This is a genomic window from Halopseudomonas sp. T1L2 (assembly GCF_055397385.1).
In genome coordinates this window covers 3,743,066-3,768,075 of sequence record NZ_AP040865.1, presented here as the reverse complement: position 1 = coordinate 3,768,075, position 25,010 = coordinate 3,743,066, and the positions used below count along the sequence as shown (strand labels likewise).

The 25,010-nt window shown below is 59.9% G+C and carries 24 protein-coding genes; 12 read left to right on the top strand and 12 right to left on the bottom strand.

Annotated features, from left to right (window positions below; translation table 11 throughout):
- The first annotated feature begins 6 nt into the window (after window positions 1–6).
- Window positions 7–600 (top strand): phosphoheptose isomerase, encoded by a 594-nt coding sequence (locus ACZ5WQ_RS17740; protein ID WP_088274801.1) that lies wholly within the window; start codon window positions 7–9, stop codon window positions 598–600.
- On the top strand, window positions 597–1,163 hold the full coding sequence (locus ACZ5WQ_RS17735) for a BON domain-containing protein (RefSeq protein WP_088274799.1): 567 nt from the start codon (window positions 597–599) through the stop codon (window positions 1,161–1,163). The genes ACZ5WQ_RS17740 and ACZ5WQ_RS17735 overlap by 4 nt, the downstream gene beginning before the upstream one ends.
- Window positions 1,164–1,213: 50 nt before the next feature.
- On the opposite strand, the gene ACZ5WQ_RS17730 is transcribed toward ACZ5WQ_RS17735, so the two are convergent.
- From ACZ5WQ_RS17730 to rplM, 7 genes are all read right to left on the bottom strand, one after another.
- Window positions 1,214–1,621 (bottom strand): ClpXP protease specificity-enhancing factor, encoded by a 408-nt coding sequence (locus ACZ5WQ_RS17730; RefSeq protein ID WP_088274797.1) that lies wholly within the window; start codon window positions 1,619–1,621, stop codon window positions 1,214–1,216.
- Between the two features lie 24 nt (window positions 1,622–1,645).
- Window positions 1,646–2,281, bottom strand: a complete 636-nt coding sequence (locus tag ACZ5WQ_RS17725; protein WP_464382792.1) for a glutathione S-transferase N-terminal domain-containing protein — start codon at window positions 2,279–2,281, stop codon at window positions 1,646–1,648.
- A 158-nt stretch (window positions 2,282–2,439) separates the two neighbouring features.
- A complete protein-coding gene (locus ACZ5WQ_RS17720) occupies window positions 2,440–3,228 on the bottom strand; it encodes a cytochrome c1 (RefSeq protein ID WP_269687961.1) in 789 nt (262 codons plus the stop codon).
- Window positions 3,228–4,451, bottom strand: coding sequence for a cytochrome b (locus ACZ5WQ_RS17715; RefSeq protein WP_088274791.1), 1,224 nt, complete (start codon window positions 4,449–4,451; stop codon window positions 3,228–3,230). Before ACZ5WQ_RS17715 ends, ACZ5WQ_RS17720 begins: the two co-directional genes overlap by 1 nt.
- Complete coding sequence (petA, locus tag ACZ5WQ_RS17710; RefSeq protein WP_088274914.1) at window positions 4,451–5,044, bottom strand: ubiquinol-cytochrome c reductase iron-sulfur subunit; 594 nt, start codon at window positions 5,042–5,044, stop codon at window positions 4,451–4,453. Before petA ends, ACZ5WQ_RS17715 begins: the two co-directional genes overlap by 1 nt.
- 265 nt (window positions 5,045–5,309) lie before the next feature.
- Entirely contained in the window at window positions 5,310–5,702 is a 393-nt protein-coding gene (gene rpsI / locus ACZ5WQ_RS17705; RefSeq protein WP_228245774.1) for a 30S ribosomal protein S9, read from the bottom strand.
- Between the two features lie 10 nt (window positions 5,703–5,712).
- Window positions 5,713–6,141 carry a 50S ribosomal protein L13 gene (gene rplM / locus ACZ5WQ_RS17700; protein WP_088274787.1) on the bottom strand — a complete coding sequence of 143 codons (429 nt, stop codon included), beginning with the start codon at window positions 6,139–6,141 and terminating at the stop codon, window positions 5,713–5,715.
- Window positions 6,142–6,405: 264 nt separating this feature from the next.
- Between rplM and ACZ5WQ_RS17695 the strand changes: the two genes are divergently transcribed.
- Window positions 6,406–7,446, top strand: coding sequence for an NADP(H)-dependent aldo-keto reductase (locus tag ACZ5WQ_RS17695; protein ID WP_464382791.1), 1,041 nt, complete (start codon window positions 6,406–6,408; stop codon window positions 7,444–7,446).
- Between the two features lie 121 nt (window positions 7,447–7,567).
- Entirely contained in the window at window positions 7,568–8,584 is a 1,017-nt protein-coding gene (locus ACZ5WQ_RS17690; protein ID WP_464382790.1) for a GlxA family transcriptional regulator, read from the top strand.
- Between the two features lies 1 nt (window position 8,585).
- On the opposite strand, the gene zapE is transcribed toward ACZ5WQ_RS17690, so the two are convergent.
- Both zapE and ACZ5WQ_RS17680 read right to left on the bottom strand, forming a co-directional pair.
- Window positions 8,586–9,677: a cell division protein ZapE gene (gene zapE / locus ACZ5WQ_RS17685; RefSeq protein ID WP_228245771.1), complete on the bottom strand. Its 1,092-nt coding sequence runs from the start codon at window positions 9,675–9,677 to the stop codon at window positions 8,586–8,588.
- Between the two features lie 65 nt (window positions 9,678–9,742).
- The gene (locus tag ACZ5WQ_RS17680; protein ID WP_285676814.1) at window positions 9,743–10,375 is read right to left on the bottom strand and encodes an alpha/beta hydrolase; all 633 of its coding nucleotides are present in this window, start codon (window positions 10,373–10,375) and stop codon (window positions 9,743–9,745) included.
- Between the two features lie 243 nt (window positions 10,376–10,618).
- Between ACZ5WQ_RS17680 and ACZ5WQ_RS17675 the strand changes: the two genes are divergently transcribed.
- The 8 genes from ACZ5WQ_RS17675 to ACZ5WQ_RS17640 all read left to right on the top strand — a co-directional run bounded on the left by ACZ5WQ_RS17675 (window position 10,619) and on the right by ACZ5WQ_RS17640 (window position 19,996).
- The gene (locus ACZ5WQ_RS17675) at window positions 10,619–11,080 is read left to right on the top strand and encodes a Z-ring associated ZapG family protein (protein WP_228245769.1); all 462 of its coding nucleotides are present in this window, start codon (window positions 10,619–10,621) and stop codon (window positions 11,078–11,080) included.
- 39 nt (window positions 11,081–11,119) lie between these two features.
- Entirely contained in the window at window positions 11,120–12,253 is a 1,134-nt protein-coding gene (locus ACZ5WQ_RS17670; RefSeq protein WP_464382789.1) for an ABC transporter permease, read from the top strand.
- Window positions 12,247–13,041, top strand: coding sequence for an ABC transporter ATP-binding protein (locus ACZ5WQ_RS17665; protein WP_373315027.1), 795 nt, complete (start codon window positions 12,247–12,249; stop codon window positions 13,039–13,041). The genes ACZ5WQ_RS17670 and ACZ5WQ_RS17665 overlap by 7 nt, the downstream gene beginning before the upstream one ends.
- 6 nt (window positions 13,042–13,047) lie before the next feature.
- Window positions 13,048–13,986 carry an MlaD family protein gene (locus ACZ5WQ_RS17660; RefSeq protein ID WP_464382788.1) on the top strand — a complete coding sequence of 313 codons (939 nt, stop codon included), beginning with the start codon at window positions 13,048–13,050 and terminating at the stop codon, window positions 13,984–13,986.
- Window positions 13,983–14,597, top strand: coding sequence for an ABC-type transport auxiliary lipoprotein family protein (locus ACZ5WQ_RS17655; RefSeq protein ID WP_269687967.1), 615 nt, complete (start codon window positions 13,983–13,985; stop codon window positions 14,595–14,597). Before ACZ5WQ_RS17660 ends, ACZ5WQ_RS17655 begins: the two co-directional genes overlap by 4 nt.
- 151 nt (window positions 14,598–14,748) lie before the next feature.
- Window positions 14,749–16,962: a TonB-dependent siderophore receptor gene (locus ACZ5WQ_RS17650; protein WP_464382787.1), complete on the top strand. Its 2,214-nt coding sequence runs from the start codon at window positions 14,749–14,751 to the stop codon at window positions 16,960–16,962.
- Between the two features lie 174 nt (window positions 16,963–17,136).
- Window positions 17,137–18,516, top strand: a complete 1,380-nt coding sequence (locus tag ACZ5WQ_RS17645) for a class II fumarate hydratase (protein ID WP_464382786.1) — start codon at window positions 17,137–17,139, stop codon at window positions 18,514–18,516.
- Between the two features lie 187 nt (window positions 18,517–18,703).
- Window positions 18,704–19,996: a sensor histidine kinase gene (locus ACZ5WQ_RS17640; protein WP_338213361.1), complete on the top strand. Its 1,293-nt coding sequence runs from the start codon at window positions 18,704–18,706 to the stop codon at window positions 19,994–19,996.
- On the opposite strand, the gene ACZ5WQ_RS17635 is transcribed toward ACZ5WQ_RS17640, so the two are convergent.
- The 3 genes from ACZ5WQ_RS17635 to ACZ5WQ_RS17625 all read right to left on the bottom strand — a co-directional run bounded on the left by ACZ5WQ_RS17635 (window position 19,967) and on the right by ACZ5WQ_RS17625 (window position 24,997).
- Entirely contained in the window at window positions 19,967–20,581 is a 615-nt protein-coding gene (locus tag ACZ5WQ_RS17635; protein WP_464382785.1) for a LuxR C-terminal-related transcriptional regulator, read from the bottom strand. The two genes, ACZ5WQ_RS17640 and ACZ5WQ_RS17635, sit on opposite strands and share 30 nt — an antisense overlap.
- A 62-nt stretch (window positions 20,582–20,643) precedes the next feature.
- A complete protein-coding gene (locus ACZ5WQ_RS17630) occupies window positions 20,644–23,442 on the bottom strand; it encodes an autotransporter family protein (RefSeq protein ID WP_464382784.1) in 2,799 nt (932 codons plus the stop codon).
- A gap of 133 nt (window positions 23,443–23,575) precedes the next feature.
- The gene (locus tag ACZ5WQ_RS17625) at window positions 23,576–24,997 is read right to left on the bottom strand and encodes an efflux transporter outer membrane subunit (RefSeq protein ID WP_464382783.1); all 1,422 of its coding nucleotides are present in this window, start codon (window positions 24,995–24,997) and stop codon (window positions 23,576–23,578) included.
- Window positions 24,998–25,010 lie beyond the last annotated feature (13 nt).

Sequence of the window (25,010 nt, the reverse complement as noted above, 5' to 3'; positions counted from 1 at the left end):
TTCCCTATGGACATGCAACACCGCATCAGACAGCTTTTTACCGATAGCATCGAAACCAAGACCCGTGCGATGGACGTACTCGGCCCCAGCATCGAGCAAGGTAGCCAGATGATGGTCAACGCGCTGCTCAGTGAGGGCAAGATCCTTACCTGCGGCAACGGCGGCTCCGCGGGTGACGCGCAGCACTTCTCCTCCGAGCTGCTGAACCGCTTTGAACGGGAACGCCCAAGCCTGCCGGCAATCGCCCTGACTACCGATGCATCAACCATTACCTCAATCGCCAACGATTACAGTTACGAAGAGGTGTTCTCCAAGCAGATCCGCGCACTCGGACAACCCGGCGATATCCTGCTGGCGATCTCGACCAGCGGCAACTCTGCCAACGTCATGCAGGCCATTCAGGCTGCACACGATCGCGAGATGCACGTTGTTGCGCTGACCGGCCGCGATGGCGGCGCCATGGCGTCACTGCTGATGCCTGAGGACGTAGAGATCCGCGTTCCGGCCCGCTCGACCGCACGCATCCAGGAGGTCCATCTGCTGGCGATTCATTGCCTGTGCGACCTGATTGACCGTCAACTGTTCGGGAGCGAGGAATGAAACGACTGTCAGCCATTGCTCTGGCTCTGATGCTTGCCGGCTGCAGCTCTGTCCTGACAGCTACACGCGATACGCCCATCCAGGACAACCACGGCACCCGCACCATCGGCAGCAGCATCGATGACCAGTTGATCGAGACCAAGGTTGCGGTCAACGTCAACAAGGCCAACACCGCAATTGAAACAGAAGGCCGCATTGTCGTTACCAGCTACAACGGCGTAGTGCTACTGGCCGGCCAGGTGCCGCGCGGCGACCTTATCGCCACCGCTGGCGAAGCCGCCAAGCAGGTGCAAAGGGTCAAGGTGGTTCACAACGAATTGACCGCCGGCCCGCGCCTGTCACTGCTGGCGCGCAACCAGGACGGCCTGATTACCGCCAACCTGAAGACCCGCCTGCTGACTGACGGCACCATCCCCGGCACACGCATCAAGGTCGTCACCGAGGCCGGCGTGGTTTATCTGATGGGACTGGTCACCCACCACGAGGCCAACCTTGCGGTGGCACAGGCCCAACAGATTGGCGGCGTCCAGCGCATCGTCAAGCTGTTCGAATACCTCGACTGACCCATCATCAGCAGCCCACAAAAAAACCCGCAAAGCGGGTTTTTTTGTGGCTACTTGACGACCTTCAGCGACGGACGACCGCCACCCTCTGGCCGCGGCGGCTGTGGCGGCTGATCATCACCGTCAGCCTCATCCGGCGGCGGGGTACTGGGCTCCAGTTCGAACACCATACCCTGACCATTCTCCCGGGCGTAGATGGCCATAACCGCGCCCAACGGAATCCATACTTGCTGAGCGACCCCGCCAAAACGACCGTCAAAGCTGATCAGCTCGTTATCCATGTGCAATTCACGCACAGCACTTGGCGACAGATTCAGCACGATCTGCCCATCCTCGACAAACGCGGTCGGTACAGCCGTATCCGGGTACTCCGCATTGACCAGCATATACGGAGTGCACTGGTTATCCAGAATCCACTCATACAGGGCGCGCACCAGATAGGGGCGACTGGAACTCATTGCAACCACAGGCGCGTCCTCCAATCAGTTGGTCTTCATATCCCGCTCGGCCGCCGACAGACTGGCGATAAATCCCTCACGTTGGAAGATCCGCTCCATGTAGTCGAGCAACGGCTTGGCCTGCTTGGGCAACTCGACACCCAGCTCCGGCAAACGCCAGAGAATCGGGGCAATGCAGCAGTCCACCAGACTGAACTCTTCACTCATGAAGAAAGGCATTTCGGCAAATACCGGAGCGACTCCGATCAGACTCTCGCGCAATTCCTTGCGGGCACGCGTTACCTCTACAGCAGCGCTCTTCGGATCAACGATGACATCAACCAGACGGCACCAGTCACGCTGCACGCGATACATCAGCAGGCGACTATTGGCACGCGCGACAGGATAAACCGGCAACAATGGCGGGTGCGGGAAACGCTCGTCCAGATACTCCATCATGATATTGGGCTCATACAGCACCAGATCACGATCAAGCAACGTGGGTACATTGTTATAGGGATTATTCTCGGCAAGCTCCTGCGGATGATCGCCAGGCTCAACGTTAATCACGTCAACGGTAACCCCCTTTTCTGCCAGCACAATCCTGACCCGGTGGCAGTAGTGATCCCGGGGGTCAGAGAAAAATGCCATGGAGGAACGCTTGTTGGCGGTTACGCCCATATGTAAACCCTCATCCTTATTCGGACTGCGGCAGGCGTCAAACTGACACCCAAAAGCACAAAGCGCGCAGTCAGGCTGCGCGCGCAGAGCGCCATTATACCCCAGAAACAAGTGCGCGCCCTCAAGGGGCGCGCACAGATCATCCAGACCTCAGAAGATCAATGGACATCTCGCCAGTATTCGCGTTTCAGCAGATACGCAAACACGAACAGGAAGGCCAGATACAGCAGCACGTACACACCGATGCGGTGACGCTCCAGCTTGATCGGGTCTGCCGAATAAGCCAGGAAGGTGACCAGGTTGCGCACAGTGGTATCGAACTCTTCTTCCGTCTGGGTACCGGTACCCGGAACCACCGTCAGAACGTCACACTGCTCCTGCTTCATGATCTCACCACTGAGGGTGTCGCGCATGACCTTGCCGCTGTCGTCCTTGACCGGCATGGCCTTGCAGCCGATCACCTGACGACCCTGCAGCTCAGCCAGCACGTTCGGCATACCGACATTCGGGAATACCTTGTTATTGGCACCCAGCGGACGAGCCGGGTCTTCATAGAAGGTACGCAGGTAGGTATACAGCCAGTCATTACCACGAACACGGGCAACCAGCGTCAGATCCGGCGGCGCAGCACCGAACCATTTCTTGGCATCCGCAGGACGCATGGCGTTCTTCATATGGTCACCGATCAGAGTACCTTCGGTGAACACCAGGTTATCGAGCATCAGCTGCTCAGGAATACCCAAGTCGGTAGCAACGCGCTCGTAACGCTGATACTGCGCCGAGTGACAACCCATGCAGTAGTTGGCGAAGGTACGTGCGCCATCCTGCAGCGCTGCCTTGTCGGTCAGATCGATGTTGGCTTCATCCAGGTGGTAACCACTACCGCCAGCCGCGAAGGCTACGGTCGGCACCAGAGCGAACATCAGGGCAATAAGTTGTTTTTTCATTAGCCAGTAACCCTCTCCGGAACCGGTTTGGTCTTCTCCATCCGGGTGTAGAACGGCATCAGGATGAAGAAGGCGAAATACAGAACGGTACAAATCTGCGACAGCAATGTGCGACCGGGAGTGGACGGAATCGCGCCCAGCACACCCAGAATGACGAAGCACACGCAGAAGATGACCAGCCACAGCTTGCTCATCCAGCCTTTATAGCGAATGGAGCGAACCGGGCTACGGTCCAGCCAGGGCAGTACAAACAGGATTGCAATGGCAGCGCCCATCGCCAGAACACCCGGGAAGGCAGAGCCGGCAATCGAGGGAACCGCACGCAGAATCGCGTAGAACGGCGTGAAGTACCAGACCGGCGCAATGTGATCAGGCGTCTTCAGCTGGTTGGCGATTTCAAAGTTCGGCTTCTCGAGGAAATAGCCACCCATCTCCGGGAAGAAGAACACAATGGCACAGAACACGAACAGGAAAACCACAACACCGACAATGTCTTTAACGGTGTAGTACGGGTGGAAGGCGATGCCATCAAGCGGCTTGCCATTCTCGTCCTTGAACTTCTTGATATCGATACCGTCAGGGTTGTTGGAGCCCACTTCGTGCAGCGCGATTATGTGCAGCACAACCAGGCCCAGCAGAACGATCGGCAGCGCGATAACGTGCAGCGCGAAGAAGCGGTTCAGAGTGATACCGGAGATCAGGAAGTCGCCACGTACCCATTGCGCCAGATCCGGACCGATGAACGGAATCGCACCGAACAGGGAGATGATCACCTGAGCACCCCAGTAGGACATCTGACCCCAAGGCAGCAGGTAACCCATGAAGGCTTCACCCATCAGCACCAGATAGATCAGCATACCGAACAGCCAGATCAGCTCACGCGGCTTCTGATAGGAGCCGTACATCAGGCCACGCAGCATGTGCAGATACACCACCACGAAGAACGCAGATGCGCCGGTCGAGTGCAGGTAACGCAGCAGCCAGCCGTATTCCACATCACGCATGATGTACTCAACGGAGGCAAAGGCACCGTCGGCGGAGGGCTCGTAGCTCATGGTCAGCCAGATACCGGTAACCAGCTGATTAACCAGCACCAGCATGGCCAGCGAGCCGAAAAAGTAGAAGAAGTTGAAGTTCTTGGGTGCGTAGTACTTGGTCAGGTGATCTTCCATCACCTGATTGACGGACATCCGCTCGTTCACCCATTGCATCAATTTGTTCATCAGGCGCTCTCCTGATCCACGCCGATCACGATTACGTCATCAGACTCATATGAATAGGGCGGTACCGGAAGATTCAGGGGCGCAGGCTGGCCCTTGAAGACGCGACCGGACATGTCGTAGTGAGAGCCGTGGCAAGGGCAGAAGTACCCGCCTTTCCAGTCGGCACCCATGTCGGCAGCGGCCACTTCCGGCTTGAACAGCGGGGAGCAACCCAGGTGGGTACATACGCCCATCACTACCAGCAGCTCAGGCTTGATCGCGCGCGTCTTGCCATCCACATAGGCCGGCTGAACGGAAGCCTGGGAGTTGGGATCGGCAACCACCGAGTCCATCTCGTCCAGGACCGCAATGGCCTCAGGGGTCCGATGCGAAACAAACACGGGCTGACCGCGCCATTCGACAACGATCTGCTGACCCAGCTCGATCTTGCTGATATTCACCTTTACCGGCGCACCAGCCGCCTTGGCTCGGGCGCTGGGGAACCAAGCCCCCACGAAGGGGACTGCGGCCCCTACTGCTCCGGCGGCACCAACCACACTCGTGGCGGCCACCAGGAAGCGACGCCGGCCATTATTCACGCCGTCATTACTCATCCAGTCGTCTCCCATCAGCTAATTTCTGGACCTTTTCAGAAGGCCTTTTGAAGTGTTGAACAGCCTGCACAAAATGAAACCGATGGTAATGAAAAACCCCTTTTTTGACAAGGTGATATCCACTCCCAGCACGGCCGACACTATACCGAATTCGCGCCCAATCAGGGACTTGCATCTAACCATAGCAGGCGCGACACCTTGCCGCAGATACGAAAACGCCCGGCACTCCTTCCGGAGCCCGGGCGTTTTGCAGCGCAATACGAGATTAACGCTTGGAGTACTGCGGACGCTTACGCGCCTTGCGCAGACCGACTTTCTTACGCTCAACTTCACGAGCGTCACGGGTAACATAACCCGCCTTGCGCAGCGCACCGCGCAGGGTTTCGTCATACTCCATCAGAGCACGAGTGATGCCGTGACGGATGGCACCGGCCTGACCGGAGATACCGCCGCCGCTGACAGTCACATAGATGTCAAACTTCTCGGTGCTCTCGGTCAGCTCGAGCGGCTGACGAACAACCATGCGAGCGGTTTCGCGACCGAAGAAGTTCTCCAGGCTGCGATTGTTGATAGAGATATTGCCAGAACCCGGACGCAGGAATACGCGAGCGGTGGCAGTTTTACGACGGCCAGTGCCGTAGTTTTGTGTCGCCGACATGGTGAACTCCTTAGATCTTCAGTTCTTGGGGCTGTTGTGCAGCATGCGGATGAGAAGCGCCTTTGTAGACCTTCATCTTCCGGTACATTGCACGACCCAGGGGGTTCTTGGGCAGCATGCCTTTGACAGCAGACTCGATAACACGCTCAGGGGCGCGCTGGATCAGCTTTTCAAAGTTGATGGACTTGATACCACCCGGAAAACCGGAGTGGCTGTAGTACATCTTGTCCTGAACCTTGTTACCGGTTACGTGAACTTTCTCGGCATTGATGATGACGATGTAGTCACCGGTATCAACGTGAGGGGTGTATTCGGGCTTGTGCTTGCCGCGCAGACGTGAAGCAACCTCGGTTGCCAGACGACCCAGAGTCAGACCACTGGCGTCGACGACGTACCAATCACGTTTTACGGTTTCAGGTTTTGCGCTGAAGGTTTTCATTAATCCTAGCCTCAGAGGCCGCTTTCAAAAGAAGACGGCAAATCTTACAGAGTGAAATGTGTTTTTACAAGACAACAAAGCCTAGAACAGACACTCAGTGGGGGCTGCGTGGGTCTGGGTGGCATCTGTGCTGTAAACAACAACGACAGGCTAGGCATCCTGTCGAAAGTGGCGGGCATTATGCCAACCAGCAAAAAAAATACAACCCTTATTTACCCTTATGATCAATAATGAAGCATCCTTTCGGCAATCAAGGAGCACTTCATGCAATACCGCCCTCTAGGCCGCAGCAACCTCAAGGTCAGCGCATTGTGCTTAGGCACCATGACCTGGGGCGAACAGAACACCCAGCAGGAAGCCTTTGCCCAGATTGACCGGGCTCGCGACGCTGGCGTCAACTTTATCGATACTGCCGAAATGTACCCGGTGCCGCCCAGGGCAGAAACCAGCGGCGCAACCGAAACCATTATTGGCCACTTCTTCCAGCAACGCGGTGAACGCGAGAAATGGATCCTTGCCAGCAAGATTACCGGCCCCGGCAACGGCATCAGCCATCTTCGCGGAGGCCGCACGCGTTTCACCCGCGAGCATATCAACCAGGCTATCGAGGGCAGCCTCAAGCGACTGCAGACAGACTACATCGACCTTTATCAACTGCACTGGCCAGACCGGCAGACCAACTTCTTCGGCCAGCTCGGCTACCGCCATAATCCGGACGACGAGCTGACCTCCTTTGAAGACACCCTGGAGGCGCTGGACGCTCTGATCAAGGCCGGCAAGGTGCGTCATATAGGACTGTCGAACGAAACCCCCTGGGGCGTCAGCCGCTTCCTGCATCTGGCGGAATCCCGCGGCTGGCCGCGCATGGTCTCGATCCAGAACCCCTATAACCTGCTCAACCGCACCTATGAAATCGGCCTGGCCGAGATGTCCATGCGCGAGCAGATCGGCCTGCTCGCCTACTCACCGCTCGCCTTCGGCGTGCTGACCGGCAAGTACCTCAACGGCCTGCGCCCGGAGAAGGCGCGCATCACCCTGTTCGAACGTTTTGTGCGCTACAGCAATCCGCAAGCCCAGAAAGCCTGCGCCCGCTATGTTCAGCTTGCCCGCGACCACGGTATGGACCCGGCACAAATGGCCCTGGCCTTCGTCACCCGCCAGCCGTTCGTGACCAGCAACATTATTGGCGCAACCAATATGGATCAGCTCAACCGCAACCTGAGCAGCATCAACATGGGCCTGACCGACAGCGTACTGAAGGCGATCTCCGAGATCCATCAGAGCCAGCCGAACCCGGCACCCTGATCCTGTTGCAGCCGCCCGCAAGGGCGGCCGCTACTTGACCCAAACGTCTCAAACGGTAGACACTGCCGACGCACGGCCATTTCGGCCATATCTGTCCGATTCAGCCTAAAACGACAACAAGATGCCAAAGCAACCGGCGGCAACACTGCGCCAGGTCGCCATTCTCGCGACCGACTTCACCGTTACTTCGACCCTGGCCCAGGCCCGGGATGTCTTTTACATGGCCAGCCTGAATACCGGCCGCCAGCTTGGTCAGGGGCTGACACCCGGATTTGAGGTACTGACGGTAACACCCGACGGTCAGCCGGTTACCGGCTTCAGTCACGACCCGATCCATGCCGAAGCCGGCATCCATGACGTCACGCCACAGCTGATCATTCTGCCCTCGTTCTGGGCCGATTTTGACCAACTGCACGGGCAGTACCCCGAGGTCGCCCCCTGGCTGCAACAGCAAAGTCAGGCAGGAGCCCTGATCGGCGCCGTTGCCCTGGGTGCATTCTGGCCGGCTTCAGCCGGCCTGCTCGACGGTCGGGAGGCAACCACTTACTGGCGCTTTCACGACGAATACCAGCGGCGCTTCCCGGCGGTGGACCTGCAGCGCGACAAACACCTGACCGACGCAGGGGGCGTACTCTGCGCCGCCGGAATCAGCTCGGCAAGAGACCTGTTCGTGCACCTTGCGGAGCGACTGTGCAGCCCTGAGGTATCGCGCACGCTGGCCCGCGACGCGTTTTACGAAGTACAGCGCAACTACACGCCCGGCGTAATCGGATTTGGCGGCCAGAAGATGCATCACGATCTGCCGATCCTGCAAATTCAGCAGTGGCTGGAACAGCACTTTGCGGAGAAGTTTCGCTTCGAGGATGTAGCCAGCCGTCACGGCATGAGTATTCGCAACTTCATGCGCCGCTTTCACCAGGCTACCGGGGACAAGCCGCTGCACTACCTGCAGCGGCTGCGAATCGAAATGGCAAAAACCCTGCTGATTACCAGCAGTCAGAGCATCAAGACCATCAGCTACGAAATCGGCTACGACGACGCCAGCTTCTTCGCCCGCCTGTTCAGGCAGCACACCGGCATGTCACCCAACCAGTACCGTCGAGCCTATCTGCAGGGCAGCCGTGAACCGGCTGCCTGAATCAGGGTTTGTGCGGACGCGCAAGAAACTCGTGTGACTGCATTTCCAGCAGACGGCTCAGCGTACGCTGGAACTCGAAATCCAGACGTCCGCCGGAATAGAGATCCTTGAGCGGCACTTCGGCAGACAGAATCAGCTTGACGTTACGGTCATAGAACTCGTCGACCAGGTTGATGAAGCGACGCGCCATGTCATCCTTGGCAGCCCCCATCTGTTCAACATTGGAAATCAGCACCGCATGGAAGATGCGGCCCAGCTCAATGTAGTCGTTCTGGCTACGCGGGCCATCGCACAGCTCACGAAACTCGAACCAGGCGACATCCTCACAGACCCGCACCGACTTGATCGGGCGATTCTCGATGATCAGCTCCTCGGCCTCGACAACTTCATTGATATCGGGCACCAGACTGTCGAAGCTGCGCTTCAGGCTGCCATAGGCGTCGCAATCCAGCGGGTAGTGATACAGCTCCGCCTGCTCAAGTGCACGCAGACGGTAGTCGACGCCGTTGTCCACATTGACCACATCGGTGTGGCGATTGAGCAGGGCAATGGCAGGCAGAAAACGCGCTCGCTGCAGGCCATCCTTGTACAAGCCGTCGGGCACGATGTTGGAGGTTGCCACCAGCGTCACGCCCTGGGCGAACAACTCTTCCATCAAACTGCCCAGAATCATGGCATCGGTAATGTCGGAAACAAAGAACTCGTCAAAGCAGATGACGCGCGCCTCGCTGGCAAACTGCGCCGCGATCAGCTTCAGCGGATTCTTTTCGCCCTTCAAGCCCTTGAGCTCGTGATGCACTCGCTGCATGAAACGGTGAAAATGCGTGCGCATCTTGCGCTCGAAGGGCAGCGCATCAAAAAAGGTATCGACCAGATAGGTCTTGCCGCGCCCTACGCCACCCCAGAAATACAGGCCCTTGACCGGTTCCGGCTTGCGCTTGCGAAACCGCCCGAAAAACCCTGTGCGCTCGTTTTCGCTGCGAATCAGATCATCGAATAGCCGCTGCAGATGCTGAACCGCACGCTCCTGAGCAGGGTCGTGAAAGAAGTCGGGGCGCTGAAGATCGGCCTTGTATCGTTCAAGGGGAGACATGCACGCAATACCAGTAGGGACATCGAAGGGAGCGATACTCTAACGCCAGCATCGCCCCTTGGCAATCAAGCCTGATCCGTCAGAACCCGCTCCACTTCGGCTTTAAGCGGCACCAACTTGCCGTGAAAGAAGTGCCCGGTGCCGGCAAAGCGGACAACCTCAGCCCCGCGCTCGTCGGCGAAGGCTGCATAAACAGCCTCAGGCGCGACCACGTCATCGTCCTCGCCCATCATGACGCTGACCGGCCCTGCCAGCGGCTTGAGCGCGGCGAAATCCTGCTTTTCAACCGACGGTGCGACCAACACCAGACGCTCGGGCCATTGGGCCAGTCGCGTCGCCGCCGCGGCGGCGACGAAGCCGCCAAAGGAGAACCCCATCAGCCACAGACGCGATACGCCCTCATGCTGCAGGACCCAGTCAATCACCGCCAGGCAGTCATCTACCTCGCCAATACCATAGTCGTGCTGGCCGGCACTGGCGCCCACGCCGCGAAAATTGAAACGCAGGGTACTGGCCCCCAGATCCCGAGCCGTGCGCATCAGGGTGTGCACTACCTTGTTGTGCATGGTCCCGCCCTGCACGGGGTTGGGATGACAGATCACTGCCAGAAGTCCGGGCACATCGCCACGGGTCAGCAGCGCCTCAAGAGGACCACACGGCCCTTCGATAACAATTGACTCTTCACTCGCTCTGGACATGACCGACTCCGTGACTACTGCGTGGGCTGGGGCGTCGCATCAGCGGAACCAGAGGGTGCTGCGACACTCAAACGCCGTATTCTGAACCCTGCCTGACAACACTGACAAGTTGCCTGCCCCCCACCATCGTTTAGGTGCAAATGCCCTAGCCTTGGCCGGCAAATGTCGTTACCGTAACCACATGGTTCGGACAGGCAGCACCCGCTGGACTGATAGCACCAACCTAAAGATGAGGGACCCAAGGTGGAAGCAAGCGAAAACCTGTGGATTGCAGCAGCCATTGCACTGGCAGTGGGCGTCGTCGTCGGCATCGTGCTGGCGCAGGTATCCCGGCGCGTCAGCGGCGGCAGTAACAGCAGCGCGCAGGCCCAGCTGGAGAGCCTGCAACTGCGTTTTGAAGAGTATCAGCAGGAAGTGGCAGCCCACTTCAAGACCACCGCCACCCTGGCCAGCCGCCTGAATCGCAGCTATCAGGACATTCAGGAACACCTTACCCATGGCGCCGTTGAGCTGGCACCAGACGACATGACGCGTCAGCGTCTGCTGGCCGCGCTCGATCAGGATGCCGGTATCGTGCACAGCTCGTCTCGCTCCCAGGCAGAACCGGCATTCGACACCCTTGAGCCTCCGCGCGACTATGCGCCCAAGGACGCCGCCAGCCCGGGCACCCTGTCCGAAGACTTCGGCATCAAGCGCAAGCCATGACCCCCGAGCCTGCGCTTCCCAGCGGCGCAGGCATCCCCAATGCCCGATACATCTCCCTTTATTCGCCTACCGGACGCCCAGCGCGACAGCCTTTGTCTGAGCGGCGACTGGACCCTGGCCAATTACGCCGAGCTTCGCAGCCTGATCGCCGCCCTGCCGGGTGATGCGGTAAAGCAGGCGCGGATTGACCTCAGCGGCATCGCTCACATCGACACCGCAGGCGCGCAGTTGATCTGCGACATGCTTGGCGTCGACCGGCTGCAACAGGTGCTGAGTGGGGATACCGGCCTGAACCGGGAACGTCAGACACTGCTTGCCCGTATTGCAACGACCTGCCCACGGGGCCCCGATCCGGAGCAGGCAGGCGCAAATCCGCTGGTTGAAATGCTCGAGCGCATCGGTGTCAGCATGGGACAGCACTGGGCCCACGTCATCGAGCTGCTGGGGTTTATCGGCCTGACCCTGAGCGGACTGTTTAGCAGCCTGTTCCGTCCGCGCAGCTGGCGTCCTACCGCCATCGCGGTACAGATTGAACAGACCGGGCTAAATGCGGTGCCGATCGTCGCCCTGCTGACGTTCATGGTCGGCGCGGTCATCGCCTTCCTCGGCGCCACCGTCTTGCAGACCTTCGGCGCCAGCATTTACACCGTAGACCTGGTGGCATTTTCCTTCCTGCGCGAATTCGGCGTGCTGCTGACCGCGATACTGATGGCAGGCCGCACCGCCAGCGCGTTCACCGCACAGATCGGCTCGATGAAATCCAATGAAGAGATCGACGCGATTCGCGCCCTCGGTCTCAACCCGCTTGAACTGCTGGTGTTGCCACGGGTCATCGCCCTGCTGATTACCTTGCCGGCGCTGACCTTCATCGCCATGCTATCGGGCCTGCTGGGTGGCGCGATGGTCTGCGCCTTCACGCTGGACATCTCGCCGGTCATGTTTATCAATCTGCTGCATGACGATGTCGGAGTGCGACACTTTTTGCTGGGCATGGCCAAGGCGCCGGTATTTGCCTTTCTGGTCGCCATCATTGGCTGCCTCGAGGGCTTCAAGGTCTCGGGCAGCGCCGAGTCGGTCGGAGAACACACCACCTCCAGCGTGGTGCAATGCATCTTTGTGGTCATCCTGGTCGACGCCCTGGCTGCCCTGTTCTACATGGAGATGGGATGGTGAGCACTCAATCAGCCAAACCCATCGTCGAGGTGCGTGGTCTGGTCAATCGCTTCGGCAAGCAGACCGTGCACGACAACCTCGACCTCGACATCATGCCCCGGGAAGTACTTGGCGTGGTCGGCGGCTCCGGTACCGGCAAGTCGGTATTGCTGCGCTCGATCGTCGGCCTGCGCCGTCCCAACGCCGGTTCGGTCAAGGTGTTTGGTCAGGACCTGCAAACCCTGTCGGAGGAACAGCGCTCCTTGCAGGAGCGGCGCTTCGGGGTGCTGTTCCAGTCCGGCGCGCTGTTTTCCTCGCTGACCGTGGCCGAAAATATCGCCCTGCCGCTGGTGGAGCATATCGGCCTGAGCCGCCGCGACGCCGACCACCTGGCTCGCATGAAGGTGCTGCTGACAGGGCTGCCAGCAGAGGCTGCCGACAAATATCCATCCATGCTGTCGGGCGGCATGGTCAAGCGTGCTGCACTGGCCCGTGCGCTGGCACTGGACCCCGACATCCTGTTTCTCGACGAGCCCACCGCGGGTCTCGATCCCATTGGTGCAGCCGCGTTTGACCAGTTGATTCGCACCCTGTGTGATGCGCTGGGGCTGAGTGTGTTTCTGGTTACCCACGACCTCGATACCCTCTACGCCATCTGTGACCGGGTCGCGGTGCTGTCCCAGAAGCGCGTCCTGATCGCCGACACCCTGGAGCGCGTTGCCCAGACCGACGACACCTGGGTACAAGACTACTTCCACGGTCCGCGCGGACGTGCCGCCGCGTACCAACACCCTGCAGCAGGAGAGTAAAGAGCCATGGAAACACGTGCCAACCATGTGTTGATCGGTTTGTTCACCGTGCTCTCGGCGCTGGCAGCCATCGTCTTTGCGATCTGGCTGAGCAACTCCAGCACGGCGGATGACCAGCGTTACTACACCGTTGTCTTCAAGCAGTCGGTCACGGGTCTGTCACGCGGCAGCGCGGTGCAGTTCAGCGGTATCCGTATTGGCGAGATCACCGAGCTGGGGCTTGATGCCGACGATCCGCGCATTGTCCGCGCCCGCATCCGCATCGACTCCAGTGTCCCGATCACCCAGGCAACCAAGGCACGGCTGTCCTTCACCGGCATTACCGGAACCTCGGTGATCGAACTGACGCACAACGACCCTGACAGCCCGCCGCTGACAGCCGCGAAAGGGCAGGACCCGATCATCGAAGCTATCCCGTCCCCTATCTCCGCCCTGCTCGCCAACGGCGAAGACCTGATGACCAATATCAACAAGCTGATCGTCAGCGCCCGCAAGGTGCTGTCCGAGGAGAACGTCAACAGTTTCAGCATGACGCTTGAAGGTCTCAATCAGGCAACGCACAGCATCGCCGACCCCGACGGTAACGTGCAGCAGTTGCTGGCAGAACTGCGTGCCACCAGCAAGGCAGCGACCGAAACCCTGGAGCGAAGCAACCAGATGATCGCGCGCACCGACCAGCTGCTCAGCAAGGATGGCGCGGCCACCCTCGCAAGCGCCCGTCAGGCCATGGACTCCATAGCCGAAACCAGCAGCCAGCTTGAACATATCCTCAGCGAAAACCGCAACGCACTGAGCAGCGGAGCCCAGGGCCTGGGTCAGCTTGACCCGGCGCTCAACGACCTGCGCAATACCCTGGCCGACCTCAGATTACTCAGCCGCCGCCTGCAGGACGATCCAGCCCGCTTCCTGCTCGGCCGCGAAGCGCAACAGGAGTTCACCCCATGACCCGTATCCGCCTGGCCGCCGGACTGCTCGGACTGACGCTGATGTCAGCCTGCTCGGTGCTACCCGAGAGCGAGCCGCTAACCACCTATCAACTGCCTGCACCTCGGCTGGCCACGAGCAGTCAGCCTCCGCTGCCCCACTCGCTGCGCATCATTACGCCGGCTGCCAGCTACGCGCTGCAGACCCCAAGGATCATGGTGACGCCTGAGGGCAATACCCTGACCAGTTACCAGGGTGCGCGCTGGACCGACCCCAATCCCGTTCTGCTGCGTGAACATCTGGTGCAGGCGTTCCAGCAAAGTGGCAGCTTCAAAAGCGTCAGCACCGAGGTTCATGCGCTGCAGACCGATATCCAGCTCTACAGCGACCTGCGCCAGTTCCAGACGCTATACCAGGGTGACCGTGTCAGTGCCATCATCGAGCTGGATGCCAAGCTGGTTGATCCCGGCTCACGCGGCGTCATTGCCAGCCGTCACTTCCGCGTCAGTCAACCGCTGACCGACACCGCCGTGCCCGCCGTGGTCGACGGCCTCAGCAGTGCCGCCGATACCCTTGCCCAGCAGCTGCTCGACTGGAGCCGCGCCACCCTGCGGCAAGATCAAGCGCAGTAATCCCGGACCGCGGGCGCCCTGGCGGCGCTCGCAGACCAACCCTCCCCACTTCGCAGCAACCCAAGGCAGCCAGTCTTTGCGTTCCGCCCAATATGTAAATACAATGCGAACGATTCTCATAATCACTAGCATACAAAAAGGAGCGCGTTACATGCCGACCACTACCTCCCCATGTCAGCAAACCTCCCGGGGAATTCGCCCGCTGACGCTGGCAATTCATCTTCTTGTCGCCGGCTCAGCCGTCACTGTTCTTCCGGTCGCTGCGCAGACCGCCAGTGAAGAAGACGTGCTGCTGGCACCAATCAGCGTCACCGGCCAGGGGCAACGCAGCACAACTACCGAGGGCACCGGCGCCTACACCGCAGAAGCTGCGCGTACCGCAACACCTTTGACTCTCTCCCTGCGCGAGACCCCCCAATCGGTTACCGTGGTCACCCAGCAGCAGATTGAAGATCAGAATCTGCAAACCATTCTGGATGTCGTAAACAACACCGTCGGTGTATCGGTCAACCGCTACGAGACCAGTCGCGCCCAGTTCAACGCCCGCGGTTTCGACATCAACGCCCTGATGATCGATGGCGTGCCGACTATCTGGGAGCAGCCGTGGAGCTCCGGCGAGATCTTCAGCAGCCTGGCCATGTATGACCGCGTCGAGGTGGTACGCGGTGCCAACGGCCTGATGGCCGGTGTGGGCGATCCGTCCGCCTCACTGAATATGGCGCGAAAGCGCGCAAACAGCACCTGTCTGACAGGGTCTGTGGAAGTCAGCGGCGGTACCTGGGATACCTGGGGAACCCTCGGAGATGTGTCCTTCGCAGTAAACGAGGCCGGCACTGTGCGCGCCCGTCTGGTCGGCGAATATAACGATGGTGACAGCTGGATCGACTTGCACAGCAACCAGCGCGAAACCCTCTACGGCACCATGGACATCGACCTCACCGAGAACACAACACTGTGGTTTGGTCTGAGCCGCCAGGAAAATAATTCCGACTCGCCCATCTGGGGTGGCCTTCCGGTATGGTATGCAGACGGCTCACGCACCGACTGGAATCGCTCTAAAACCACCTCTGCAGACTGGAGCAAGTGGGACAGCAGCTACGAGACCCGCTTCATCAATCTCGATCACCGCTTCGGTAATGACTGGCAGCTGAATCTCAGCTATACACGGGGTGAACGCAACGCCGAATCCCGCCTGCTGTACCTCTCCGGCAACCCGGACAGGACAGGCGCCGAACCGATGAGCAGCTTCCCCGCCATATACGAAACCCGGACGGTGCAGGATGACTACAGTATTCGTCTGGATGGTCCGATCACGCTGTTTGAACGCGAGCATGACCTTGCCTTCGGCTATATCCACAGTGAGCAGAAGTTCGACGCCGACACCCGACAAGCCCTGACCGGTTACGGCGGCGTCGCCGACTTTGACAGCTATGACGGTGATTTCCCGGAACCGGTCTGGGGCAACCTGATCACCTACGGTTACGGTGACGTTACTCAGCACGGACTTTACGCAGCCACCCGCCTGAACATCACCGACGATCTGAAGGTGATTCTGGGCGCACGGGACAGCAACTACGAGAAAGAAGCTGACGATATCTATTCAGCGGTCAGCAAAACCGACGTCAACCACGAGCTGACACCCTACGCCGGCGTCGTCTACGACCTGACTGACAGCGTGTCGGCCTACGCCAGCTACACCGATATCTTCCTGCCCCAGTCCGAGCGCGATGCCAACGGCCAGCAGATCGAACCGATTGTGGGCAAGAGTTATGAGCTGGGTTTGAAAAGCGAGCTGTTCGACGGCCGGTTGAACGCCTCCGCCGCCATCTTCAAGATCGAACAGGACAACCTTGCTGTCAGCACCGGGGTAGTGATTCCGGGCAGTCCGACTGGCGAACTTGCCTATGAAGCCAGCGAAGGCGCTACCAGCAAGGGTTTCGAACTGGAGATGTCTGGCGAACTGACGCCCGGCTGGAACATAGGCGCTGGCTATACCCAGTTTGAAGTCGAAGACGCTGACGGCAAAGCCGTCAACACCCTGTACCCGACAAAATTGCTGCGCACCTTCACCACTTACCGCTTCTCGGGTGACTGGAATCGCTTGACCATTGGCGGCGGTGTCAACTGGCAGGACAGTATCTATACCTATGCAACCAACCCCGACGATCAACTGGAGAAAATCGAGCAGGACGCCTACGCACTGGTCAACCTGATGGCGCGCTACGACATCACCGACAACCTGTCGGCGCAACTAAACGCCAACAATGTTACCGATGAAAAGTACTTCGACATCTTCGACGCCTATGGCGCATTGACCTACGGTGCTCCGCGCAGCGTGACAGCGACGGCCAAGTACCGTTTCTGACCGTCCTTGCCTCCCCCGGTCATCCGGGGGAGGCAATCGCAAGACGCCGCAGGCGCGCCTTATGCCGACCCTCAGCCATTGGCTGCGCACACGCGCTATGCTGAACACCTGTCTGCTTCCGTGGTCCGACCATGGAAGCAGACAGCCGTTTCAGCCGATCAGGGAGTAGCGCAAATGAGCACCAGCCGCATTGAACGAGACAGCATGGGCGAGCTGCAGGTACCGGGCGACGCCCTCTATGCCGCCCAAACCCAGCGCGCCGTCAACAACTTTCCGGTCAGCGGCCAACCGATGCCCAAGCGCTTTATTCGCGCCCTGCTGCTGGCCAAGCGTGCCGCTGCCAGTGCCAACGCCGAACTGGACCAGTTGCCCGCACCAATGGCCAAGGCCATCTGCCATGCCGTCGATGAGCTGCTGAAAGCCGGTGATTACATGCAGCACTTTCCGGTCGATGTGTTTCAGACCGGCTCCGGCACCAGTTCCAACATGAACGCCAACGAAGTGCTCGCCACCCTGGCCAGCCGCCAATGCGGCCAGACCATCAACCCGAACGATCACGTCAACTGCAGCCAAAGCAGCAACGACACCATCCCCTCCAGCATCCACATCAGCGCCGCACTGGCCCTGCATGAAGACCTGCTGCCTGCACTGCAGCATTTCGAGCAGGTCACCCGAGCCAGGGCACGCACCGTTGAGCACCATGTCAAAACCGGCCGCACCCATCTGATGGACGCCATGCCGGTGCGCCTGAGCCAGAGTCTCGACACCTGGGCCGATCAGATCGAAGGCAACCGCCAGCGCCTGGAGCAGCTGCAACCCATGCTGCACAGTCTCGCCCAGGGCGGCACCGCGGTCGGCACCGGCGTCAACGCCCACCCCGCGTTCGCCGAGCACTTCTGCCGCGCACTGAGCGCCAGCACCGGCATAACCTTTGCCCCGGCGGCCAACTTCTTCACCCACATCGGCTCGCAGGACATCGCCGTTGCCCTGTCCGGGCAACTGAAGACCCTGGCCGTCAGCATCACCAAGATCGCCAACGACCTGCGCTGGATGAACTCAGGGCCCCTGGCCGGGCTTGGCGAGATCGAGCTGGAGGCACTGCAACCCGGCTCCTCGATCATGCCGGGCAAGGTCAATCCGGTGGTTCCTGAGGCCGCCGCCATGGCCGCCGCCCAGGTGATCGGCAACGACGCCACCATCACCCTCGCCGGCCAGTCCGGCAATTTCGAGCTGAACGTCATGCTGCCGCTGGTCGCCCGCAACCTGCTGGAGAGCCTGCACCTGTTGAGCAACGTCACTCGCCTGCTGGCCGACAAGGCCATAGCCAGCTTTACCGTGCGCGAGGACCGACTGCAGCAGGCACTGGCGCGCAACCCGATACTGGTGACCGCTCTGAACCCGATCATCGGCTACCAGAAAGCCGCCGAAATCGCCAAACAGGCCTACAAGGAAGGTCGACCGATCGTCGATGTGGCCGCGGAAAACACCAATCTCAGCCGGGAGGAACTGACCCGCCTGCTGGACCCGGCGAAACTGACCCAAGGGGGGCTTTGAGCGCATCCCCCACGCGGGATTAAACAAGGCATGCCGCACAAAAATCTGGCGTCCGCCGCGTCGGCTGGCCGCCTCATCGGCCCGCTGAGAATGCGAACAGCGCCGGCACGCTGATGGCCACAAGCCTTGGCACGGGCTATAACAAGGCTCTAACATGGGCTGGTCGCCCGTCTGAGTTCACCTGTTGATGCTGTCCAGACTTATTCATAATCACCCCCAGGCCGACATCATCGAGCAGCAACGCTTCACCCTGTTCGTCGACGAAGTCTGGTCAAGGATGATCGCCTCGGCCCTTGCCGCCGTTCTGTTCGGACTGTTCTTCCAGAACGCGGCCGGCAGCGGCCAGCGCGGCATGTGGTTCGCCAGTCTGCTGGTCGTCGCCATTTGCTCCTGGCTGGCGCTCCGCAAGATCAAGACCGCCACCAACACATCGCTCCCTTCAATCCGTCAATGGCACCGCGTCAACATGCTGCTGTCAGTTCTCTGGGGCTGCTTCTGGGCTTACATGCCATTCGTCTTTTTGTCCGACGCGTCACAGCAAACGCTGTCTATCGCATTGCTGGCTCTGGTGATCATTTCCGCCATGCCCTCGATCAGCATGGGGTGCTATCCGGAAATTTACATCACCTTTCTCACCCCGGTGTTCCTGTCACTGGGATACAACATTCAACTGCAGACCGGGCTGGCGCATCCACTGGTGTATCTATGCTGCATGGCCTGGGCTGCGCTCAGCCTGTTCAGCCTGCTAACCCATAAAAATCAGGTCGCTCTGATCATCAAGTCCGTTGAGCTTGGCACCATGTTTCAGAAGATGAAGTCATCCAACCTGGAAAAGGACTACCTGATCGCCGCCATTGGCCACGACCTGCGTCAGCCGATGGCCAGCGCCAAGCTGTATCTGGAGGTGCTGGCCGAGAAGCAGCAGGACAACAGCGCTGCGCGCAATGCGCTGAACGCGACAGAGGTTGCCCTGAATGGCCTGCACGACGCCTTGAGCATGGTGAGCCTGAAAGAGCAGGACGAGGTACTGCGGCTCTCCCGATTCAACCCGGCAGACCTGCTTGCCAAGGTTGTACAGGACGTCAGGACGGTCAAGCCCGAAACAGCAATCAGCTCAAACTACCAGGCGGCGATCCTGACCTCTGATGCCTTTGCGCTTGCCCGCATCATTGAGAACATTCTCTACAATTATGTTCACCATGCCCCAATCCAGGGGCTGCACATCGCAACAAGTGCAGACACGCATCACTACCAGCTGCACTTCAGCGCGAGCGAGACAGCAGAGACGGGGGCCGAAAACCGGCAGGATCACCCTTTGCAGGGCTACGGACTGATCATGATCGAACACATGTGTCGCGCCATCAGTGCACGGCTCAGGGTGTACCGCGATAAAGGCAGCTGGCAAACCACACTGCTGATCCCGCTTGACCATTCACCGGGGATACTGGAGTCAGTCCAGGAAGCGGAGCTTCTCCAGTAGCAGCAGACAATCGGCTCGATTTCGAGCGCCGAGCTTGGAGTAAATGCTCTTGAGGTGGGTTTTTACCGTGTTGTCGGTAACGCCCAACCGCGCTGCAATCTCGGCATTGCGTAACCCCTGCATCAATAATCTCGCCACATCACCCTCACGCTCGCTCAGTTTGAGCGTCTCGGCGACGACCGACTGAACGCCGCGAAGGCTAGCGGACTGATAACGCCCTCCGTCCAGCACGCAGTCCATGCAGGCGCGGATATCAGCCAGCGCATCGGTTTTGAATACAAACGAACTGGCGCGCAGCAGTGCTTCATCAAGGCAGAGGTTTGTTGGCTGCTCTCCTGTACAGAAAATAGTGCGCATGGCGGGGTTGAGAGAGCGCAAGCGGTTATTCAGATCGACACCTGACTCACCCGCCAGATTCAGGTCCATCAGGACGATCAGCTCGTTTCCGGCCTGCGCCACTATCTGTTGCAGCGCCTCGTCATGGTCAGAGGCGTAGTGCACGGCGTCGATCTGCGGGTGATCAGCGAACACATGCTGCATTGCATCGGCAAACAGCCGGTGATCATCAACAATCAACAAATCCATTACATCATTCTCCCTTGCCGCCATTGGCCGCCCCCCCCAAAAAAGGGAGCGGCCCCTGTCACTCAGAATGCCATGCGCGCATTCAGCGTAACAGCCTGCTCAACAAACCCGCTCTGGCCGGATACGCTATACAACGCTGCCAGTTCGGCTCCGTTATCAACCACGTACTTGCCGCCCAAGCCGGCATCATAGCGCCAGGCATCAGCATCAATGCCGCGGGTAGCGAACCGATCGCCCGTGCCCACCAGCACCGCATCAAGCTTCGCCTGCTCAGCCAATGCGTCGTAGCTCACCCCGGCCTGACCAAACAGCATCCAGCCCTCGCCAAGATCGTACGCCAGCTCGGTACCGACTTCGACATTGAGGCTCTGGTAATCGGAGCCATCGACATCCAGGTTGAGTGCGCCAGCACCGGACTCTGAATACCCGTCAACATCGGTGTAGTCGTAGCTCAGACCAACCTGAACCGCCGCATCAAACTGCTCATTTACCGCGTAGTGTTTTTTCAACTCAGCACCGGCGCTGGCAGTCCAGGCGTCGTATTCAGAACGAGCGGTCATACCATTAAACAGATCGCGGTCTGTTTCATATTCGGCATACCCGAGCCCCGCCGTCAGCCCCAGCACGACATCATTACCCAGTTCACGGTTGAGGTAGCCGAGCAGCTGATAGCTGTTGAGCTCACTCTCGTAGCCGCCAACCGACATGTTGCTGTCGATATCGCTACGCCCGATGCCGAAGGCGACCCCCAGCTCGGTCACGTCGTCGATACCGCCATCCATGCCGAGCAGCACGCCATAGCTGTCAACGTCGTAGCCTTCGACACCGGAACGCTGCTGCTGACGCGCCCGCGAGCCGTAGGGTTGAGCCCACACATTGCTTGGCTCGGCTGTCGCTGTTTCGGGGTTCAGCGCATACAGGTAGGCATCACGGCGACCAATCAGCTCGCGCATCCGGCGATTCGCTTTAGCAGCCTCCCGGCCAGCATGCACACTGGCCGGCGCCAGGGTCGCCACGCCATCGGCCAGCCCGGCCGCCGTGCTGTAGTTACCCAAAGCCAGAATCATGGAGTCGAGTTCAGAGCTGCCAGTGGAGCCGTTTGCCGCGTAGTCGTCGGCAACGCTCTGAATCACCGGAGCGGCCCCCTGAGCCACGGTATTGCCACTGACTTGCGCAGCGGTGATAACGTTGCCGCTGTTCGGCAGGGGCGTGTTTCCAGGAGAGCCCGGACCACCCGGGTTGCCGGGCGCGTTGCTGGATTCACCCTGGCCGTCGGCGGTCAGGCGCAGGTCCAGATCGCTGGCGTTGCGTATCGTGTCGAAGTCCCACAGCGCAGAGTTATCGCTGATGCTGAAATTGCCGTAGGTGATGGCTCCCGTAGAGGAGATCACATCGGCGAACAGGTTACCCGCGCTGAGCAAGCCGTTGGCCTGCACATTGACAGCCAGCGTGGTGTCGGTGAGATCCACATCACCCTCCACCGCAAGCTGCCCATAGGTCGTGTTGTTGACCACAACCACTTCCAGCTGACCGTCGGCACCAATCAGGTTGCCGCTGATGGTCGGTAGCAAAACCGTTGCAGCGGTCCCCACGGTGCGATTGGACGCGCGCGGGTCCAGAATGAGCGTCCCGCCATCCAGGTTAAAGTTACGCACCCGAAAATGCTGATCACCGAGCATCGCATAGCGACTGCCAGTGACGAACGCCAGATCACCACCATCAACGCCGGGCGTTGCGGTAGAGGTGACCAGATCCACCATGCCATTGAACAGCGCAGACTCGTTACCGCCAATGGTCAGCGTTCTGAGCGAGTTGCTGGTGCCGACGCTGAAGTTGCCGATGATACTGCCGGCGTTAATGAAATTGCCCAGGTCCGCCGCGTTGGTAATCATCACCGCACGCTGCTGGCTGGAAATAGTGGCGCCTGCGTTATTACGCACAACCGTACTGCCAGCAGACGCCACCGTTGGCGCAATATAAAGCGCTTCAGCGTTACCCAGGTTCTGAATCAGGCTACCGTTGGTCAAACTGCCCACCGTCCCGGAAACGATGTGAACGGTCGGCAACACGTTGGAAGAATTGCGCATGAAGCCATCGTTAACAAAGCTGCCGACATCACTTCCCTCAGACCAAAACGCCCGGCCATTGGATGCGGTGTTTTCAATCGTCGCCGCGGTACCGTTGGCGAAACTGCTCAACGTCGACTGATATCTCACATGAATCGTTGCAGTCCCGCTGTCTGAGGAGGTTATCCCAGTATTGGAAAGCAACGAGATGTCCGCATAACCGGTCTCAATAGCCGAACTGCCGATGCCCCGAACCGTACCTGAGTTAATCAGCATCAGCTGCGCCCGAGCCCCCGAGGAACCATATGCATTAATCCCGGACACCCCCGAAATCAGGCCATCGTTGATGACCGATGCGCTGTAGGGGAGACCAGAATTGTTATCGATGGCAATCGCGAACGACTGAGCGCTAGTGATGCGGCCATCGGTACGGTTAACGATATCCAGGCCCGACGGCGCGGTCGCATGGACACCGTAACCACCGGAGCCAGTCCCCTCAATGGCCCCAGAGTTGGTCAGCGTGACCCCGCTGATAAGTCCCGGGCTGGACGCAGCGATTCTGACGCCAGTGCCGGTGGCACTGATTGAGCCACTGACATCGACCGTGACAGAGTCGTTATCGGAATCGATCAGACACGTCCCGGTAACAGCAGTCGTCACCGGCGATGTGGCGCAGGAGCCACTGGCGGCACCCGCCGACAGCGACCAGGAAGCAGCGAGGATAGATGAGGCCAGCATGGAGAGCCGGAAAGCCGCCGCAGGGGTAAAAAAAGATCGTGCGTTGGAAAACAGCATGACATTCCCTTGAGTTGAGCAAAGACCAGCGCGGAATATGCGGATCCCGTCGCAATTGGTCTTCACCCCAAAGGGTGACTGAGATACTCAGTACAGCTGTTCAAGCTCGCAAAACAGGGTTTGCGAGCCTCCGTCACGGCTCTGGCCGCTCGGCTGCATCTCCCACATCATCGCCCACCTGCCAACCGCCGCCGATGGCCGAAGCCAGTTCGGTGGCAGCGGCGAGTTGCGCGCTGGTGACGCTGATGCGTTCACGTTTGGCGCTGAGCGTGGTGTTCTGGGCGACCGATACCTCGAGATAGGAAACAAGCCCCGACCGGTATCGATTGGTGATCACCCGTTCGTTTTCCTCTGCCAGCTCAACCAGCCGATCCTGCTGCACGGCCTTCTCGCGCAGGATGGCGGTAGTTGCCAGCGCATTTTCCACATCGGCCAGCGCGTCAAGTACGGTCTGGCGGTAGGCGGCGACCTGCTCGTCGTAGCGGGCCAGGGCAGCGTCTCGGGAAGCACTGCGCCGGCCGCCGTCAAACAGGGTTTGCGCCAGACTCGGCCCAACCGACCAGACCCGTACCGGCGTATCCCACAGATCGCTGATCGAACTGCCGCTGACACCGGCGCTGCCGCCCAGTGTCAGGGTGGGCAACCAGGCGGTGATGGCGACGCCGATATCGGCGTTGGCCGCTGCGACGCCACGCTCGGCAGAGACCACATCCGGGCGGCGGGCAATCAGCTCCGCTGGCAGTTGCGCCGGAATCGGCGGCACCGCGGGCAGCGCCTCGACTACCGCCAGTTCCAGATCGACCGGGGCACGGCCCAGCAGCGCGGCAATGGTGTTCTGTTCCAGCGCCCGCTGATTCTGCAGGTCGTACAGGTCACTGCGCAGAGACTGCAGCTGGGTTTCGGCCTGAATCACGTCGGCGCGGGAGACGATGCCGGCGTCGTACTGGTTGCGCGTCAGCTGGGCCGAACGGGCTGAGGACGCCAGCGTCTGCTCCAGCAGCCGATACTGCAGGTCCTGGGCGCGCAGATTGATGTAGCTGTTGATCACGGCCGACTGAATCGACAGCCGGGCGGCGGCCAGATCCGCCGCACTGGCTTCCAGCGCAGCGGTATCGGACTCGACCTGACGGCGCACCCGCCCCCACAGATCCAGCTCCCAACTGATACCCAGCTGCGCGCTGCTGCGAGTCTCGGTACTAACTTCACTGCCGCCGCTGCGTGCGGTATCCAGCGCCGCGCTCAGGGTCGGGCTGTATTCGCCGGTACTCAGTCTGCGCTGCGCCAATGCTGCGCGATAACGGGCTTCAGCCTGTGCCAGCGTCTGGTTGCGCTGGTTGGCCTCCTCGATCAGCGCGTTCAGCTCGGTATCGCCAAACACTTCCCACCAGCGCCCGCTGCTTGCCCAGCTCTGTGCCGGCATCGGCTGCCAGCCCTGGTCATAGCGCAGCGCTGAGGGCTCGACCGTGGTCGGCACCCGGTAATCCGGGCCGAGCGTACAGCCGCCAATCAGCGCAGTGGCCAGAACAACAGAGGTAGACAGCAGGGAGAGCTTCATCGGTAACAGCCCC

Excerpts from the sequence above, each read along its gene's own strand:
- ACZ5WQ_RS17740 (WP_088274801.1), top strand. The coding sequence starts at position 7 with ATGGACATGCAACACCGCATCAGACAGCTTTTTACCGATAGCATCGAA.
- ACZ5WQ_RS17735 (WP_088274799.1), top strand. The coding sequence starts at position 597 with ATGAAACGACTGTCAGCCATTGCTCTGGCTCTGATGCTTGCCGGCTGC.
- ACZ5WQ_RS17730 (WP_088274797.1), bottom strand. The coding sequence starts at position 1,621 with ATGAGTTCCAGTCGCCCCTATCTGGTGCGCGCCCTGTATGAGTGGATT.
- ACZ5WQ_RS17725 (WP_464382792.1), bottom strand. The coding sequence starts at position 2,281 with ATGGGCGTAACCGCCAACAAGCGTTCCTCCATGGCATTTTTCTCTGAC.
- ACZ5WQ_RS17720 (WP_269687961.1), bottom strand. The coding sequence starts at position 3,228 with ATGAAAAAACAACTTATTGCCCTGATGTTCGCTCTGGTGCCGACCGTA.
- ACZ5WQ_RS17715 (WP_088274791.1), bottom strand. The coding sequence starts at position 4,451 with ATGAACAAATTGATGCAATGGGTGAACGAGCGGATGTCCGTCAATCAG.
- petA (WP_088274914.1), bottom strand. The coding sequence starts at position 5,044 with ATGAGTAATGACGGCGTGAATAATGGCCGGCGTCGCTTCCTGGTGGCC.
- rpsI (WP_228245774.1), bottom strand. The coding sequence starts at position 5,702 with ATGTCGGCGACACAAAACTACGGCACTGGCCGTCGTAAAACTGCCACC.
- rplM (WP_088274787.1), bottom strand. The coding sequence starts at position 6,141 with ATGAAAACCTTCAGCGCAAAACCTGAAACCGTAAAACGTGATTGGTAC.
- ACZ5WQ_RS17695 (WP_464382791.1), top strand. The coding sequence starts at position 6,406 with ATGCAATACCGCCCTCTAGGCCGCAGCAACCTCAAGGTCAGCGCATTG.
- ACZ5WQ_RS17690 (WP_464382790.1), top strand. The coding sequence starts at position 7,568 with ATGCCAAAGCAACCGGCGGCAACACTGCGCCAGGTCGCCATTCTCGCG.
- zapE (WP_228245771.1), bottom strand. The coding sequence starts at position 9,677 with ATGTCTCCCCTTGAACGATACAAGGCCGATCTTCAGCGCCCCGACTTC.
- ACZ5WQ_RS17680 (WP_285676814.1), bottom strand. The coding sequence starts at position 10,375 with ATGTCCAGAGCGAGTGAAGAGTCAATTGTTATCGAAGGGCCGTGTGGT.
- ACZ5WQ_RS17670 (WP_464382789.1), top strand. The coding sequence starts at position 11,120 with ATGCCCGATACATCTCCCTTTATTCGCCTACCGGACGCCCAGCGCGAC.
- ACZ5WQ_RS17665 (WP_373315027.1), top strand. The coding sequence starts at position 12,247 with ATGGTGAGCACTCAATCAGCCAAACCCATCGTCGAGGTGCGTGGTCTG.
- ACZ5WQ_RS17660 (WP_464382788.1), top strand. The coding sequence starts at position 13,048 with ATGGAAACACGTGCCAACCATGTGTTGATCGGTTTGTTCACCGTGCTC.
- ACZ5WQ_RS17655 (WP_269687967.1), top strand. The coding sequence starts at position 13,983 with ATGACCCGTATCCGCCTGGCCGCCGGACTGCTCGGACTGACGCTGATG.
- ACZ5WQ_RS17650 (WP_464382787.1), top strand. The coding sequence starts at position 14,749 with ATGCCGACCACTACCTCCCCATGTCAGCAAACCTCCCGGGGAATTCGC.
- ACZ5WQ_RS17645 (WP_464382786.1), top strand. The coding sequence starts at position 17,137 with ATGAGCACCAGCCGCATTGAACGAGACAGCATGGGCGAGCTGCAGGTA.
- ACZ5WQ_RS17640 (WP_338213361.1), top strand. The coding sequence starts at position 18,704 with ATGCTGTCCAGACTTATTCATAATCACCCCCAGGCCGACATCATCGAG.
- ACZ5WQ_RS17635 (WP_464382785.1), bottom strand. The coding sequence starts at position 20,581 with ATGGATTTGTTGATTGTTGATGATCACCGGCTGTTTGCCGATGCAATG.
- ACZ5WQ_RS17630 (WP_464382784.1), bottom strand. The coding sequence starts at position 23,442 with ATGCTGTTTTCCAACGCACGATCTTTTTTTACCCCTGCGGCGGCTTTC.
- ACZ5WQ_RS17625 (WP_464382783.1), bottom strand. The coding sequence starts at position 24,997 with ATGAAGCTCTCCCTGCTGTCTACCTCTGTTGTTCTGGCCACTGCGCTG.